Origin of the sequence: Nostoc sp. NMS8 (genome assembly GCF_017115045.1) — a bacterium.
In the GTDB taxonomy this organism is placed as follows: domain Bacteria; phylum Cyanobacteriota; class Cyanobacteriia; order Cyanobacteriales; family Nostocaceae; genus Nostoc.
The window spans coordinates 1-12,704 of sequence record NZ_JABXKK010000054.1; the positions used below are offsets into that span (position 1 = coordinate 1).

A 12,704-nucleotide genomic window follows, 5' to 3' on the forward strand; every position below is an offset into this window, starting at 1 on the left:
GATTGCGGATCAGGCAAGTTCGCTTGTCAATAGGGTTTGAGACGCGCTAACCCTGCTAAGTCTTCTCCATTGAGGCTAACTTGGTAGTATCCGCACTCTAAACGATCGCACTTTACGGGATACCCCAACTCATGACATTTCTCGATCAGACTCAATACTTGGGGTGGGTATGTTGCAGGGAGTATGATTTTTTGTCCACAATTTGTGGACATTTTCTCCTCAGTAACAGTTCTTAACCCAACTTCCCCGCCCCAAAGTTTAGGTAGATACCGTTGGATAACTTCACGTCCAACTTGATGCCGATGGCAAAAATCGCCAGTTTTTTCGTAGCAGCACAATGTCATGTCATGTGAGTTTTGCTGCTGTTTTGCAACCCAAATATCAATCAGCTGCTGCCTACAAAGCAAAATTTCGTGGAATTGGCGGGTGTATTCAAGTTCAGCATCAGTATCTGACGCTGAAGACTTCCACCATTTCAGTAGCTCTGGTGTTGGAGCAAATAAAGGTAAATGCTTGCCTTGAAAGCCTTTTGGAGGATATAGAGAGATGGAGACGGCTTCACCTCTGATTTTTCCTGCATAGTAAGAGGTAAAAATAGTCACTCCTTTTTCTCCTCACTCGGAATATCTTGACAATTCCAATTTTGTAAGTATTTGTTCTGCTTGTGGTATTTTATAATACACTCTGATATTGAGTTTGCTGCTTAAAAGTCAACCCATTTGATATCAACCACTCGTCCTGACACAATCACGAGTTTGCATTGATTAGAAGGATCACAGGCCCAATCAATTGCGGTTTGCCTCAATACGTCACTGCCACAATTAAGATATTTCCTCATGTCTTGTAGTACAGCTTCTTCTTCTATTACTGGAGGCTGAACTATAACGGCGATCGCAGTCAACTTTTTAGAAGAGGCAAGGGGCAAAGAGCTATTTTCTAGAGGAGCGTGGGAGGCAATATCTCCCCACCCTTTTATCTCTTCCTCTGCTTCCCGCACAGGAGCCTTTTCACTAAACTGCTCTACTTTGTCAACTTTCAAAGCCTCGATAGCTGTCTTTGCCGTTTCTAAAACGGATACAACAGACGATTTTTTGCGACTTGGCACAGCATGAGGTGTGAAGTTCGCCCAAAATTCCCTGTCTGACTGTTTTGGTGTATTCAAGTAAGCCCCAGGATTAATACAACCAAATTCATCTTTGGGCGGCTCTTGAGAAATCAGAGTAGGCAAGGCATAGTCTGCTACTTGCTCTACCATTTTGGTTAACGTGGGTGTTTGTGTTACACGTACTGATTCAGGTAATGGTGTTGCTGCTCTAGCTTGAAGCGCTATCTGTTCCTCATCTTGGGTGGTGTCTAGCCCGTTCTCCTTGCGAGTTTGAATGTTGACAACGCGATGGATGAAAGTCGATTGATACCATTCCCACTCAATCGCTAAGTTAGTCGGTTCATTGCGGAAGTGTTTCAGTACCTTGGCTTTGTTTGCGTGTAAGTCACCGCCATACTCCTTCATCCACCAAGTAGCGAGGGCGGTTTGAAATTCTGCATCAAGCTTGCCTTCTTCATTACGCCACGGGCCATCTGGTAGCCAATCCCAAATCACATCGTTGGCTTTTTTGCGTTGATTTTTCAAAAATGGGTCGGGCTGTGGCGGCGGAACATTTGCCTTCATGAGAGACTGACTTGTTGGTTGCGTAGTCTCAGATTTTTTTGGCAACAAAGTGGAAAAACTTGAATTGGGTTCTTCTTGGACTTGAAATCCAAATTCTCTTTTTTCTTTTCTTTCTTGTGAGTCGATGTCAGTTTGAGAGGGATTAAGGGAGAGATCCCTTAAAGGGAGATCCTTAATTGGTAATTCCTTAATGGTAATTCCTTCGTCTACCATTTCAGGTAGGGGTACTCCTACCATTTCAGGTACCACTACCCCTGCCTGATTTGGTACCACACCCCTACCTGATTTGGTACCACTACCCCCACCTAATTTGGTACTACCTGATTTACCACCAGTGATTTGTTGTCTGATTTTTTCTAGATGTTTTGATGCCATCCATTGCGAATGATCTGTGATTTCATAAATTGTGGTTTTCCCTTTTCGTTCTTGGGCTATCTTGATAAACCTAGCTGCAATCAAGATTTGTAGGGTTTTCCTAACAGTCTTTTCATTCATTAAACAGATTGCTGCCATGTTAGGAATGGATTCAAAACATCCGTCTTTTCCGGCTCGTCTAACTATGTGCCCATATAAACGATATTCTTGAGGATTAAGCCCATAGTCGTCTAGAAACGATGGAACGACTATTGCAAAATCACTGCGATTACATACAACAGAATTACTCATTTTCCCCTCTATACTTTGTTCTCATCCTTCATTGGGTTTTGAGCATGAAAATATTGACGGTGCAGACTTAATACTTCACCGAGTTAGAACCCTGAACTATTTGTGAATATGCTTTCTTAAACCCAGATTCCGCACTTTGTTTAGTGCCGAGCGATCGCAAAATCTTTTGAATTGTTGGAAAAGACTTGATCTAAAATGCTTTCAGGGTATAAACCGACATAGCCGAACCTTGGGTCATGTATCTGTTCAACTTCTACCCCGTGCTTGCGGCATAACGCGCTAGCTTTCTTTCCCTTGCTGCCGGCTTGTGAGAGTGATATCTCAAGTCCTCGGAGTTTAGCAAAACCCATAACGCTGTACTTGTGACCACATGGGCTATTGAACCGATCTTGTTCAATTTCAACCGCTTTTAGCCTTGCCAGTACTTCGTTTTGACGGCGTTCTTGTTCCAATAGCCTTTGCTCTTGTTCTGCCATCTGTTGGGCGAGTGCAGCAAGAATTTGAATTTGGGTCATGGTTCCTAGGGCAACCGAGTATCCACCTGTCTTACGAATAGAGGGCAGGACTTCATGAAACACCCAGTACTGGAAACGTTTGGCAACTGGTTTACGGGACTTAAATACAAGACGATAAAGCCCTGGTTCATTGACAGTCAACATTTCTTGCTCACCACCAAGGGTACGAACATTCTTCGTACCCTTTTCGGATGGCTCCAAAGTCTCTAGTGCTTTACTTGTATCCCTTAATTGCAAACAAGCACACACATCAGCAGCCACCCATTCTGGTTTTTCTGCTGTACCAACAAATCTAACTTCTTGAGACTCAAAGCTAAAAACTGATAGGTTAGACATAGCTATTCCTTTCTTCAGGGTTTAGTTGGGGCGATCGCAAACTTTGGACGGTGGGCGATCGCTTTTAGTTAGGAGGTTTCGCCAAATGCACTTTTAACCTCTTCAATTGCAAGTGATTCTATATTGGGTTGACACTCAATTCCCAGTACCTTAGCTATTCTGCCGAGAGTTTCCACCTTAATAGATTTATTCTTGTTGCTGGTTATTTGCCAGACAGCCGTACCTGTAACACCTGCGGCTTCACCAAGTTTTTGAAAAGATAGACCCTTCTGCTTCATTGCCTCAGCTAAATCATTCTCTAACCCTGGAACATCAATCGTAATCGTTACTTTCACTTCCATCTCCTAATTCACCTCCTTTGATTGAAGCATTAACTATTAGTTGTTGGTTGACAACTGACAGCTAATGGTTTATGGAATTTCAGAGATTGATAATGATGCCAAGGTAAGAACTGCTGCTAAATTCACCTCCTTTAGCTAAAGCATCAAAATATTAGCTATCTATCATAAATCATAAGCTGATGGTTTATAAAAATCAAGCCCAAAAATGATGTTCTTAGCAGTTGACAACCATTAGCTAATGGTTTATATTATAGGTATAAGGGCAAGGAAATGCAACCGCCTGCACCCGAACGCAAAAAGGGTTCGCAAGCCAAATTACCAAACATTCACTCATTCAACTAACCACAAAACCAAGTGCCACCGGGACTAGCAGCCGGAAGCCAAACTTGTAATGCTCAAGCCAGCGAAGATGATCTCGATGACCTACCAAGTCTTAAAAAACTGGTTATTTAGTGCCATTCGTCTAGAAATCAAAGATTTTACAGCAAAGCTGAATTTAGTAGAGTGTCCTCTTCCAAACACAGCACTTCCTTACACATCCCCTGATGCTGCTGTCTGCTGTCTTGATAATGCTCTTAGCAACTAGCTTTGATGGCTACGCCAAATCTTTTTGAGAGCGTTGTGCTGAACCACAACGTTCTTTGCACACATAACAAAGGCAATCGCTCGGTCTGGACAACTTCTGCGATCGCCTTTTCCCCTATCACGGAGATCAATATTATGACTTACGAAACACTAACACAGCAAGCAATTCCTAGTTCTTCTGTTGATGAGCAAGCTCTCGCCCAAGCAGAACTATACAGCCACCTCGAATCCCAAGCCGAAGCTGTAGCACCAGAACATTTAACAACAGTCGAAATATCTTTCTACGATCACGAATATTATCTTGGTGAAAAGTTAGTAGCAGCTATCACCTACGATGATGACTTAACTCAGCCTTGGGTAGTCATGGTTAACGCCAAAGAAAAACACCGTGCTAACACCTGGGCTAAATGCAACAGTTATATTACTTGGCATCACAAACAAGGCACGCTCGAAGCTCCATTACCAACTCCACAACCAGAAGAAGTTTGCACCAATAGTAACGAAATCATGGCGCAGGTTTTTGCTGAATGCGAGAAGTTTGGCTTTGAAATCCTGGACGATGGTATTTACAGCAACGATTGCAAGCTGGGTGAAGTGGGATTCACTAACGGTAATTGGTCGTTTATACGTACAGCAGAAAAACAAAAACGTATATTGTGCAACTCAGCCCTAGATGCAGTTTGGTGGTTGTCGAAAGCTGAGATGTTACCCACTGCCGAAGTAATACCTTTAAGAGCGTTGTGCTAAACCACAACGTAGTTTGCACATATAACAAAGGCGACTGCCCTTATCTGGTAAACAAAGCGATCGCCTTTCCCCAAATTACGGGGATTTCTAGTATTACGTATACACAGCAAGCAATTGCTGGTTCTTCTATTGATGGGCAAGCCCAAGCGTATCACGGTGAAATTGAGTCAAGAACTCGCTGTCAACCTGCTAGGTATGACAAGAGCTTGTGAAAGCTCTAACTTGACCAGACTAAGTTCTAAAAGAACTACGTTATTCTACTCATGAAACCTACAAATACGTGCCAGTTTGTAGCTCTTTCGTACAGCTTTAAACAGGTGTAACGAGTTAAGCCAGTGAGATGTACTTAAAAAGGTTGAATAACATTGTCGAGGCAAACCTTACCAACTTTTAGTTGAGAGACGTAAGTAATGCGTGTTTTCGTTCTAGATAAAAATTTGAAACCTCTTGACCCTTGCCATCCAGCACGGGCTAGAGAACTACTCAAAAAAGAGAGGGCTAAAGTTTACCGACGCTACCCGTTAACTATCGTCATGCAGGATAGAGTATTGGAAAACTCAACAACTCATCGCCATCAACTGAAAATTGACCCTGGTAGCAAAGTAACGGGAGTCGCTATAGTTCAGGAATGTGCAGGACGGGTTGTAAGTGCATTTGAAATACACCACAGAGGGCAACAAGTCAAAAACGCTCTTGAATCACGTAGATCATTACGCCGAGGGCGACGGTCACGTAAAACTCGTTACCGCAAACCCCGCTTTCTAAACAGACGACGTAGAAAAGGATGGCTACCTCCATCACTTGAAAGCCGTATCGCCAACATTGAAACATGGGTGCGGCGGCTCAGAAAACTATGCCCAATTCCGGCAATCTCTCAAGAGTTAGTGCGGTTTGATTTGCAACAACTCCAAAACCCTGAAATAACAGGGGTTGAATATCAACAAGGTGAGTTATTTGGCTTTGAGGTACGGGAATACTTGCTTCAGAAGTGGGGTAGAAAATGCGCCTACTGTGGTGTGGAGAATGTGCAGTTTGAGATTGAGCATATTCATCCCAAGTCCAAAGGCGGGAGCGATCGCGTGAGTAATCAAGCTATTGCTTGTCACGACTGCAACCAAGGCAAGGGCAATCAACCAGTTGAACAATTTCTAGCTAAAAAACCAGAATTGCTGCGGCGGATTTTAGCTCAAGCCAAAGCACCGCTCAAAGATGCGACAGCAGTTAATACAACACGATGGCAATTATATCGCAGACTCCAATTAACTGGACTGCCCGTTGAACTCGGCTCTGGTGGCAGAACAAAGTTTAACCGTCAAACCAGAGGAATTGAAAAATCTCACTGGACGGATGCGGCTTGTGTTGGCGCATCAACTCCAGCTAAGTTGCTTTTGAATGGGGTGAAACCTTTGATAATCAAAGCTAGAGGGCATGGCATTCGTCAACGATGCCGCACTGATAAGTACGGATTTCCAAAAGCTCATGCCCTGAAAGCTAAATTCTATATGGGTTTCACTACTGGAGACATGGTTAAAGCCGATATCCCATCTGGAAAATATGCAGGTAAATACACAGGGCGAATCGCTATTAGATTTAGACCTCGTTTTATGCTGCTGCAAAAAGACAAAGGCTTTGATGTTCATCCTAAATATTTAACAATTATTCATCAGGCTGATGGTTATGAGTACAGTATCCCAAAATAATAACGATGTTTCACAGTTTTATGTTAGTCAGCATTCCCCACCTGTTAACCCTGACGAGTATAACGAGCGACCTCTACCGATATTAAGTTGGGAGTCCGAACGGCAGTCGCGGCGTAAGTGGCTGTTGCGAGAAAGGGCGATCGCCGTCTAAGCAACTGCAATCGCCACCTATATGCAATTACAGATAATCATTGCATATAGCACAGCAAGTAACATCACACTTTCAGATCGGGGTTTCTATGACTGCTAAGAGAATTTTGTGCTACCTCCAGCAGATGCGAATGCAGAGGTGAAAGAAATCTTTAGTAATGCAAGTAAGAAAAGCGATCGCAGACCAAGAGAAATGCGATCGCCTCTACAACGAAATTAGACAAACGAAATTATCATGGCACACACAATAAACTCATTTTCTCTTAAAGAAGCCCAGTTCGATAATTCCCAAGAGAAAATTCTCCTTTCTCCAACAGATCCCAACGCAGAGGTGCAAGAGATTCCTGGCTACACGTTGGTTTACGCTGAAGGAGCCTGCCCCAGAAACTATCGAGTGTACAAAGGCGATTCCATGATTGGGGTGATATTTCAATACATCACCCACTGGTCAAACGGAGTGGATTCTCTTCGATACGCCGAGTCGGTTGATGCAGCAATTGGACTAGACGAATTTATGAATGTGGTAAGGGTATCAAAAGCGGCTACAGAACAACCACTCACAGAACAAGATTTGCTGGATAAAGAATTTGATGCGCCAAGCAAAAGATTGGTTGCAGCGTAAAGAAAGGGGTGGGCGTTGCTGCCCACTTCCTCAATAAGACTGTTTTACTTACATCACAAATATAACAATGTCACCCATAGAAATCCTACAAGAGTTCAACTCGTGCTACCTCAAGATTCAGGCAATCGCCCAAGATGAAAACTGGCTCTTGTTGATTGCGGATAAAAAGATTGACCCAGAAGTAGCAACTCACTTGGGTGATGTCCTGCACTACTTGGGCGAGGCGATGGGATGTGTGGAAGAAATTGTTGAGGTCAAGTTTAATCAGGAGACGGAACGATGAAACTCTATGCAACGAGTATTCCTGAAATTTTGCCAGATTGGGCAACCGTTATATCGAATAATGCAGGTTTGATTGAGGTAAAAATCGATGATAAATCCCCAAGTTTTCACTCAATTTTAGAGGAATTAGCTACTGAAATTGAGCCGGGAATTATTGGTGTAAAAGCTGGTGATTTATGTACAAGACTCAGCATTGAGATGGTTGATACTAGCGAAGAAAATTAACAACCTGTATTTCCCAAGACATAATCAGATGAAATTTACTACTGTCTCTGTTAGCTACTCTAGGAAATTCAACCTCGGCGACTATGAATCATTGGAACTAGGTTGTTCTTTATGGGCGCAAGTCGAGGATGGGGAAGACGCTGACGGAATAACCCAATTCCTCTATCACCAAGCTAAAGCTTCAGTCAAACTTGCGGCAATGCCTGTACTAAAAGCCTCAGAGTTTCAGATAAATAAGGCTAAATCTAGTAAAAAAGTGTTTGGTGATATCAACGAAAGTCATTGGTAAAAGTTTGGAGATGACTAATGCAAGAATTAATCAAAGCTTTAATTAAAGCAAAGGCAGAGTTTAATCCGATTCAAAAAGACGGTACTAATCCTCACTACAAGCGCAAATATGCAACATTAGATGCTGTATTAGATGCTGTCACTCCTGCGCTTAGTAAACATGGATTAGTAATAATTCAAACAACAGAAATATTTGAAGGTAAAACCGTGCTGCGGACTCATATTTTCCATGAATCTGGGGAAAGTATCACCAGCACTTATCCTCTACCCGAAATTAGTGATTCTCAGAAGTTTGGTGCAGCATTAACTTATGCACGACGATATGCAGTTTGTGCAATTTTATCGGTGACGGCAGATGAAGATAATGATGCTGAAAGCGCAACTCCTCAAAAGCCTGAACAACCACAGAATAACATTAAATCCCGCAAAGACAATCAACAGTATAGAGTCCAGTCACCAAAACAATCTGTAACTTCACCATCAATCAGCCCAAAAGATTTACGAGTCAAAGAAGTTCGCACACTTTTAAATTATCCACTCGATTTGGTGAAAGAGTGGTTGCATTTTCAGAATGTTACAAGTCCCAGTGAGCTTGATTCTGCTCAGATTGATGAACTAGTAAAGAGTATGTGTTTGGCTTGGGCTGGGATATAAGTTTGGGCATCCAAATCATGCTGCTAATTCATATCAGAAACATGTAATTGATGCAGTATTACGAGGGGTTTCCGAAATGGAAGCGATTCAAGTGTGGATGGAAGGGGCACTTGCACAATTGCCTGAATTGAGTGTACATCATTAATTTCAAACTATGAGCGATCCACTTAAGTACAGAGATTATATTAAAATCACCCTTGGTTTTCAGATTCTCCCTACTGTAGTTGTTGCACTACTTCTACTGGTAAGTCAGTCAGTCGAGCGATCGCATCAACAGCCATGCCCTCTTTTAAGAGATTAACAGCAATTTGACGGGCTTTTTTATCACTCCCTTCTTCCCATCCTTCAGCCTTGATTGACTGATAAATAACTGATTCACGCATGGTATACCTTTGGGAAACCAATTTTAACAACCAGTGTATTGCTTATTTGGGCTACTCAACGTCTGTGATGAGCAAGCTTTGTACTTGTTCGATTGTTAACCCAGTAACTTTTACTACCATCTCAATAGGCATCTTCTCTTTAAGAAGGTTAACTGCAACAAGGCGAACTCCTTCCTCAATCCCTTCAGTTCTTATTGACTGATAAATAACTGATTCGCGCATTATGTCCTTCCTGAATAAACGCCCAATCACTTCTTGTTCTAATACTAACCCAGCAAGAATCGCAGATGCGGCAGCAATATTACTTTGTGTGCGTCGGTCAGCAATTTGGTCAATAGCCGCAGATGACTGTTGCAGTGTAGCAACTTTGTTCTCAGTAGAACTCAATACCGCAAATGGGAGTAATCCTGGTGTGGACAAAAATATCTCTGAAGGCTGCTCCCATAACCGAATCACTGAAAATTCATGTCGCAAATTTTCAGTAGTAAAAGTGGTTTGATATACCTTCTCTGATTCGGTTTTGGCTAAGTAAATTACCACTTGGTGCATTCGTTTATTAGGAAAACGGCGATACACCCTCAAACGGTAATCAGCCATCCGAAACGGCATATCGTCATCGGGTTTGGTTTGAAATTCAATGTGGAGAACAACTTCATCTGATTGCAGCAATATTAAGGCATCAGCACGAATAGGTTCTAAAGACAATTCTGTAGGACTTAATTTGGTTAAAGTAATCGGTTTTCCTAATAACCAAGTAGCGAAATCAGGAGAATACATTTCAGCGATAAATTTGCAGGTGTTGTCAAACATGAACACGTTTTATCAAACATGAACAAATCTTATCATCATCTTAGATACTCACAGTAATTCAACTTTAGTTAGTAATTAATTTGGAGATAAATAATGGCTAACCTTCCACCAATTAATTCATCTGTCAAAGTCATTAAAGCACTGACAGAAAAAGATCCCAGGTTAGGGCAAACAGGTACAGTCATCCAGTATTCAGGACACGGTATGGTTTGTGTTCATTTCCCAGATATGCCGCTTGGTCAAGGAATTTTTTTCAACGCACATCATTTACAAATCATAGAGTCATAGTCAATATCATGCCTAAAAAATCCACTTATCCCACTCCTACTGACCAGTCCTCGCTGTGCCTACATTACCTTCGACTTTGTGGGGGTAGCGCACGATTGTGTAGTATAAACTTCAGTCTTAGCGTGATTCAAACGTTGGTCAATCGTAAGTTGGTGAAAGTGACAAATACTGGTGCAGGATTTTTTGTGGAGTTGGACGAAGTAAAATGAAAATCCATAAAATGACTCATCAATCATCTTTGCCTTCAAACACCCGTAATAAATTAGTTCTTCGTCGGACTCAAAAAAGATTTAACCCCAAAGTATTCATTAACCGCACCATAGAAACAACTGCAATCGTCTCTCTGCTTTTAACTGGGTTTTTAGGAGTTGGAGCAATGGGATGTTGGGGAATGGAGATTATGGAGATAAATGCTAATCCCAACATAATCATCTCTGGTTGGGAGCAACAGAAAAATATTTGCCTAGGTGCAATGCTGGTCAGTTTTTCCGCCTTCTTAGGAAGTTCTTTAGTCGGAGCAAGTTTTAGTATTCAACGAGATAAATTTTAGGTGATTTAACAGCAATGAAAGAGTACAAAACTAAACATGGCGGCTACAAAATAGAGACTACCGAATTAAATGATGGTGGTGTAAATGTTCATATTGGGAAGCAGGGCTTTTTTAAAACAACTTGGGCATCACCTTCAACTCAAACTTTTGACAATCATACACAAGCTGTTAGCCACGCCAAGAACGCTATTGATAACGGCGAAATCAATTCAGTTTTTCAAGGTTAAAACACTAATGGAAATTAAGCTAACTACATCAGAAATTCGGGCTATCTTGCAGGGTTGTCAACATACATTGCGGCTTGTTGGCAGTAGCCGAGATTATCGTAACATTCAGTCATCACAGTATTTCTCTACTACTAATAATGTGGTCTTAAACGATGCTATCAACGTTTTATTTGAGTTAGTTGAAGCAATTGATGGCGTGGAGCAGATGTCCTATAAAGGAGAATGATGACATGGAGCAAGAAATAAAAAATGCAGTCGGCTTGGGTAGCCCTGAACTGGTAATAGAGTCAAAACCAAAACCAGAGCCGGAATCAAAACCAACAGTAACAATTTACGACTTTGGCGCTCTGTTATCTAAACATGAACCACCCAAAAAGCAGCAATAAATATGAAACGACCAGTTTTCATCTCTTGTATTAGTGCAGCAGCAGCAACAATTATCTGTAGCTATATTGGCACTCAATATCTCGGCAAAAATATTATGTACGCCATTGGTGGGGCAATAGTCGGGACTGGGATTACAACATTCATTACTGACCGAATTACTGGCCAAAGTGAAATTGACCAAGTTATGTTGCGCCGACCTCGACCTTTAACTAGACCCACCAGTTGTATAGGTTGCAAATACTATCACGGGATCTCTTACAACGGCTCCCCTTTAATTTGTTCTGTTCATCCCGAAGGCATTGAAGGTGCGAAATGCCCTGATTGGCAAAGCTTTCAACAATTTAAATAAATAAGGAGCAATAAAATGACATTAACGTTGGACAACCGCTCTCAAAACAAAGAATCTTCCTTAACTCAACAGGAAGTTTTAATATCTCTACGAAGAATGGATTAGTTCAGGGAATTAGTCACAAAGCTTGTAAGCATATTCACAAAAAGGACGGTTACAGTTATGCACTTTGAAACAATTTTGACGGCGATTGAAATCGCCTGCCCCTTGCCCCCATACCTAAAGAAAGGGGTTTCTACGGGACGAGGTGTTTGATGAGCGCACAAACTGAAGAAATCAAAGAACTTGACCCATTAGTTTTTTGTGAAATTTGGGGATTGAGTTATGAACAGGCATCAGAATATTTAAATATTAGAGCCAGAACAATGACAGCTTATGCCTGCAAAAAATCTTCTAAAACTTATCGTCAACCATCTTCGAGAGTAAAAGCTTTAGCCGCAATACATCATAATAAATGGTTGAAAGAAGGTAAGAGTTTCCGCCTCGAAGGAGCTTGGTAAATATCCTACTAAAAATTTCTAAGTTGTCAACAAAGTTGTCAACTTAGTAGCTTGAACTGCTTGGCGCGGTTTTTTATTATAAAAGAGCAAGGTCAATAGACAGTCAATAGACACTGGTCATTGATATTAACATGGACATCCATATTGATATCAACATCGACATCCATATTGACACTTAGATGCTACGGATATTGACTATCTTTTTGAGACTATTGATACGGATTTGACTAAGTTCATGGAATCAGGATGGAGAAAACAACTTTTTAATCAAAAACAAAGCCAATCAGGGGTAAATCCATTAGTTTTACCAATGTCAAAAGCGAAAGCGGTAAAAATTTTAGGTATTTGTCCCCGGACATTAGAACGATGGGCGAAAGTAGTTTTTCACTCTCCCCCCATCTGTGAGGGTTTGGGGCATAGGTAAAAATAG

Annotated in this window: 23 protein-coding genes; 17 read left to right on the forward strand and 6 right to left on the reverse strand. The window is 41.6% G+C overall.

The features are described from left to right. Window positions 1-26: 26 nt before the first annotated feature. The 4 genes from HWQ39_RS10260 to HWQ39_RS10275 form a co-directional block, all read right to left on the reverse strand. The gene (locus HWQ39_RS10260; protein ID WP_292843883.1) at window positions 27-602 is read right to left on the reverse strand and encodes a hypothetical protein; all 576 of its coding nucleotides are present in this window, start codon (window positions 600-602) and stop codon (window positions 27-29) included. Window positions 603-703: 101 nt separating this feature from the next. After that, window positions 704-2,335 carry a helix-turn-helix domain-containing protein gene (locus HWQ39_RS10265; RefSeq protein WP_292843885.1) on the reverse strand — a complete coding sequence of 544 codons (1,632 nt, stop codon included), beginning with the start codon at window positions 2,333-2,335 and terminating at the stop codon, window positions 704-706. Between the two features lie 140 nt (window positions 2,336-2,475). Further along, window positions 2,476-3,186 carry a BRO family protein gene (locus tag HWQ39_RS10270; RefSeq protein ID WP_292843887.1) on the reverse strand — a complete coding sequence of 237 codons (711 nt, stop codon included), beginning with the start codon at window positions 3,184-3,186 and terminating at the stop codon, window positions 2,476-2,478. Window positions 3,187-3,254: 68 nt separating this feature from the next. Continuing rightward, window positions 3,255-3,527 carry a helix-turn-helix transcriptional regulator gene (locus tag HWQ39_RS10275; protein ID WP_094329319.1) on the reverse strand — a complete coding sequence of 91 codons (273 nt, stop codon included), beginning with the start codon at window positions 3,525-3,527 and terminating at the stop codon, window positions 3,255-3,257. A 418-nt stretch (window positions 3,528-3,945) separates the two neighbouring features. On the opposite strand from HWQ39_RS10275, the gene HWQ39_RS10280 reads away from it, so the two are divergent. The 10 genes from HWQ39_RS10280 (at window position 3,946) to HWQ39_RS10325 (ending at window position 8,780) form a co-directional block, all read left to right on the forward strand. Further along, window positions 3,946-4,113 carry a hypothetical protein gene (locus tag HWQ39_RS10280; protein WP_292843889.1) on the forward strand — a complete coding sequence of 56 codons (168 nt, stop codon included), beginning with the start codon at window positions 3,946-3,948 and terminating at the stop codon, window positions 4,111-4,113. A gap of 5 nt (window positions 4,114-4,118) precedes the next feature. Next, window positions 4,119-4,859 carry a hypothetical protein gene (locus tag HWQ39_RS10285; protein ID WP_292843891.1) on the forward strand — a complete coding sequence of 247 codons (741 nt, stop codon included), beginning with the start codon at window positions 4,119-4,121 and terminating at the stop codon, window positions 4,857-4,859. Beyond that, on the forward strand, window positions 4,853-5,071 hold the full coding sequence (locus tag HWQ39_RS10290) for a hypothetical protein (protein ID WP_292843893.1): 219 nt from the start codon (window positions 4,853-4,855) through the stop codon (window positions 5,069-5,071). Before HWQ39_RS10285 ends, HWQ39_RS10290 begins: the two co-directional genes overlap by 7 nt. Window positions 5,072-5,269: 198 nt before the next feature. Beyond that, window positions 5,270-6,559, forward strand: coding sequence for an RNA-guided endonuclease IscB (gene iscB, locus HWQ39_RS10295; RefSeq protein WP_292843895.1), 1,290 nt, complete (start codon window positions 5,270-5,272; stop codon window positions 6,557-6,559). Next, complete coding sequence (locus HWQ39_RS10300) at window positions 6,537-6,710, forward strand: hypothetical protein (RefSeq protein ID WP_292843897.1); 174 nt, start codon at window positions 6,537-6,539, stop codon at window positions 6,708-6,710. The genes iscB and HWQ39_RS10300 overlap by 23 nt, the downstream gene beginning before the upstream one ends. A gap of 234 nt (window positions 6,711-6,944) precedes the next feature. Beyond that, a complete protein-coding gene (locus tag HWQ39_RS10305; RefSeq protein ID WP_292843899.1) occupies window positions 6,945-7,331 on the forward strand; it encodes a hypothetical protein in 387 nt (128 codons plus the stop codon). A 67-nt stretch (window positions 7,332-7,398) separates the two neighbouring features. Continuing rightward, entirely contained in the window at window positions 7,399-7,614 is a 216-nt protein-coding gene (locus HWQ39_RS10310) for a hypothetical protein (protein WP_292843901.1), read from the forward strand. Then, the gene (locus HWQ39_RS10315; protein WP_292843903.1) at window positions 7,611-7,838 is read left to right on the forward strand and encodes a hypothetical protein; all 228 of its coding nucleotides are present in this window, start codon (window positions 7,611-7,613) and stop codon (window positions 7,836-7,838) included. The genes HWQ39_RS10310 and HWQ39_RS10315 overlap by 4 nt, the downstream gene beginning before the upstream one ends. 28 nt (window positions 7,839-7,866) lie before the next feature. Further along, complete coding sequence (locus HWQ39_RS10320) at window positions 7,867-8,127, forward strand: hypothetical protein (RefSeq protein ID WP_292843904.1); 261 nt, start codon at window positions 7,867-7,869, stop codon at window positions 8,125-8,127. 17 nt (window positions 8,128-8,144) lie between these two features. Further along, window positions 8,145-8,780 carry an ERF family protein gene (locus HWQ39_RS10325; RefSeq protein WP_292843906.1) on the forward strand — a complete coding sequence of 212 codons (636 nt, stop codon included), beginning with the start codon at window positions 8,145-8,147 and terminating at the stop codon, window positions 8,778-8,780. A 215-nt stretch (window positions 8,781-8,995) separates the two neighbouring features. On the opposite strand, the gene HWQ39_RS10330 is transcribed toward HWQ39_RS10325, so the two are convergent. Both HWQ39_RS10330 and HWQ39_RS10335 read right to left on the reverse strand, forming a co-directional pair. Then, window positions 8,996-9,163, reverse strand: coding sequence for a hypothetical protein (locus HWQ39_RS10330; RefSeq protein WP_292843908.1), 168 nt, complete (start codon window positions 9,161-9,163; stop codon window positions 8,996-8,998). Window positions 9,164-9,214: 51 nt separating this feature from the next. Continuing rightward, window positions 9,215-9,973: an Rpn family recombination-promoting nuclease/putative transposase gene (locus tag HWQ39_RS10335; RefSeq protein ID WP_292843910.1), complete on the reverse strand. Its 759-nt coding sequence runs from the start codon at window positions 9,971-9,973 to the stop codon at window positions 9,215-9,217. 93 nt (window positions 9,974-10,066) lie between these two features. On the opposite strand from HWQ39_RS10335, the gene HWQ39_RS10340 reads away from it, so the two are divergent. The 7 genes from HWQ39_RS10340 (at window position 10,067) to HWQ39_RS10370 (ending at window position 12,274) form a co-directional block, all read left to right on the forward strand. Further along, window positions 10,067-10,261, forward strand: a complete 195-nt coding sequence (locus HWQ39_RS10340; protein WP_292843912.1) for a hypothetical protein — start codon at window positions 10,067-10,069, stop codon at window positions 10,259-10,261. 220 nt (window positions 10,262-10,481) lie between these two features. Next, window positions 10,482-10,811, forward strand: coding sequence for a hypothetical protein (locus HWQ39_RS10345; RefSeq protein WP_292843914.1), 330 nt, complete (start codon window positions 10,482-10,484; stop codon window positions 10,809-10,811). A 14-nt stretch (window positions 10,812-10,825) separates the two neighbouring features. After that, the gene (locus HWQ39_RS10350) at window positions 10,826-11,038 is read left to right on the forward strand and encodes a hypothetical protein (protein ID WP_292843916.1); all 213 of its coding nucleotides are present in this window, start codon (window positions 10,826-10,828) and stop codon (window positions 11,036-11,038) included. Between the two features lie 7 nt (window positions 11,039-11,045). Continuing rightward, on the forward strand, window positions 11,046-11,264 hold the full coding sequence (locus HWQ39_RS10355) for a hypothetical protein (protein WP_292843918.1): 219 nt from the start codon (window positions 11,046-11,048) through the stop codon (window positions 11,262-11,264). A gap of 4 nt (window positions 11,265-11,268) precedes the next feature. Then, window positions 11,269-11,424 (forward strand): hypothetical protein, encoded by a 156-nt coding sequence (locus HWQ39_RS10360; protein WP_292843920.1) that lies wholly within the window; start codon window positions 11,269-11,271, stop codon window positions 11,422-11,424. A 2-nt stretch (window positions 11,425-11,426) separates the two neighbouring features. Next, complete coding sequence (locus HWQ39_RS10365) at window positions 11,427-11,774, forward strand: hypothetical protein (RefSeq protein WP_292843921.1); 348 nt, start codon at window positions 11,427-11,429, stop codon at window positions 11,772-11,774. 254 nt (window positions 11,775-12,028) lie between these two features. Beyond that, on the forward strand, window positions 12,029-12,274 hold the full coding sequence (locus tag HWQ39_RS10370) for a hypothetical protein (RefSeq protein ID WP_292843922.1): 246 nt from the start codon (window positions 12,029-12,031) through the stop codon (window positions 12,272-12,274). Window positions 12,275-12,704: the final 430 nt, after the last annotated feature.

Bases quoted from the DNA above. Each gene is read 5' to 3' on its own strand.
- HWQ39_RS10265 (WP_292843885.1), bottom strand. From the start codon at position 2,335: ATGAGTAATTCTGTTGTATGTAATCGCAGTGATTTTGCAATAGTCGTT.
- HWQ39_RS10270 (WP_292843887.1), bottom strand. From the start codon at position 3,186: ATGTCTAACCTATCAGTTTTTAGCTTTGAGTCTCAAGAAGTTAGATTT.
- HWQ39_RS10275 (WP_094329319.1), bottom strand. From the start codon at position 3,527: ATGGAAGTGAAAGTAACGATTACGATTGATGTTCCAGGGTTAGAGAAT.
- HWQ39_RS10280 (WP_292843889.1), top strand. From the start codon at position 3,946: ATGACCTACCAAGTCTTAAAAAACTGGTTATTTAGTGCCATTCGTCTA.
- HWQ39_RS10285 (WP_292843891.1), top strand. From the start codon at position 4,119: ATGGCTACGCCAAATCTTTTTGAGAGCGTTGTGCTGAACCACAACGTT.
- iscB (WP_292843895.1), top strand. From the start codon at position 5,270: ATGCGTGTTTTCGTTCTAGATAAAAATTTGAAACCTCTTGACCCTTGC.
- HWQ39_RS10300 (WP_292843897.1), top strand. From the start codon at position 6,537: ATGAGTACAGTATCCCAAAATAATAACGATGTTTCACAGTTTTATGTT.
- HWQ39_RS10305 (WP_292843899.1), top strand. From the start codon at position 6,945: ATGGCACACACAATAAACTCATTTTCTCTTAAAGAAGCCCAGTTCGAT.
- HWQ39_RS10310 (WP_292843901.1), top strand. From the start codon at position 7,399: ATGTCACCCATAGAAATCCTACAAGAGTTCAACTCGTGCTACCTCAAG.
- HWQ39_RS10315 (WP_292843903.1), top strand. From the start codon at position 7,611: ATGAAACTCTATGCAACGAGTATTCCTGAAATTTTGCCAGATTGGGCA.
- HWQ39_RS10320 (WP_292843904.1), top strand. From the start codon at position 7,867: ATGAAATTTACTACTGTCTCTGTTAGCTACTCTAGGAAATTCAACCTC.
- HWQ39_RS10325 (WP_292843906.1), top strand. From the start codon at position 8,145: ATGCAAGAATTAATCAAAGCTTTAATTAAAGCAAAGGCAGAGTTTAAT.
- HWQ39_RS10330 (WP_292843908.1), bottom strand. From the start codon at position 9,163: ATGCGTGAATCAGTTATTTATCAGTCAATCAAGGCTGAAGGATGGGAA.
- HWQ39_RS10335 (WP_292843910.1), bottom strand. From the start codon at position 9,973: ATGTTTGACAACACCTGCAAATTTATCGCTGAAATGTATTCTCCTGAT.
- HWQ39_RS10340 (WP_292843912.1), top strand. From the start codon at position 10,067: ATGGCTAACCTTCCACCAATTAATTCATCTGTCAAAGTCATTAAAGCA.
- HWQ39_RS10345 (WP_292843914.1), top strand. From the start codon at position 10,482: ATGACTCATCAATCATCTTTGCCTTCAAACACCCGTAATAAATTAGTT.
- HWQ39_RS10350 (WP_292843916.1), top strand. From the start codon at position 10,826: ATGAAAGAGTACAAAACTAAACATGGCGGCTACAAAATAGAGACTACC.
- HWQ39_RS10355 (WP_292843918.1), top strand. From the start codon at position 11,046: ATGGAAATTAAGCTAACTACATCAGAAATTCGGGCTATCTTGCAGGGT.
- HWQ39_RS10360 (WP_292843920.1), top strand. From the start codon at position 11,269: ATGGAGCAAGAAATAAAAAATGCAGTCGGCTTGGGTAGCCCTGAACTG.
- HWQ39_RS10365 (WP_292843921.1), top strand. From the start codon at position 11,427: ATGAAACGACCAGTTTTCATCTCTTGTATTAGTGCAGCAGCAGCAACA.
- HWQ39_RS10370 (WP_292843922.1), top strand. From the start codon at position 12,029: ATGAGCGCACAAACTGAAGAAATCAAAGAACTTGACCCATTAGTTTTT.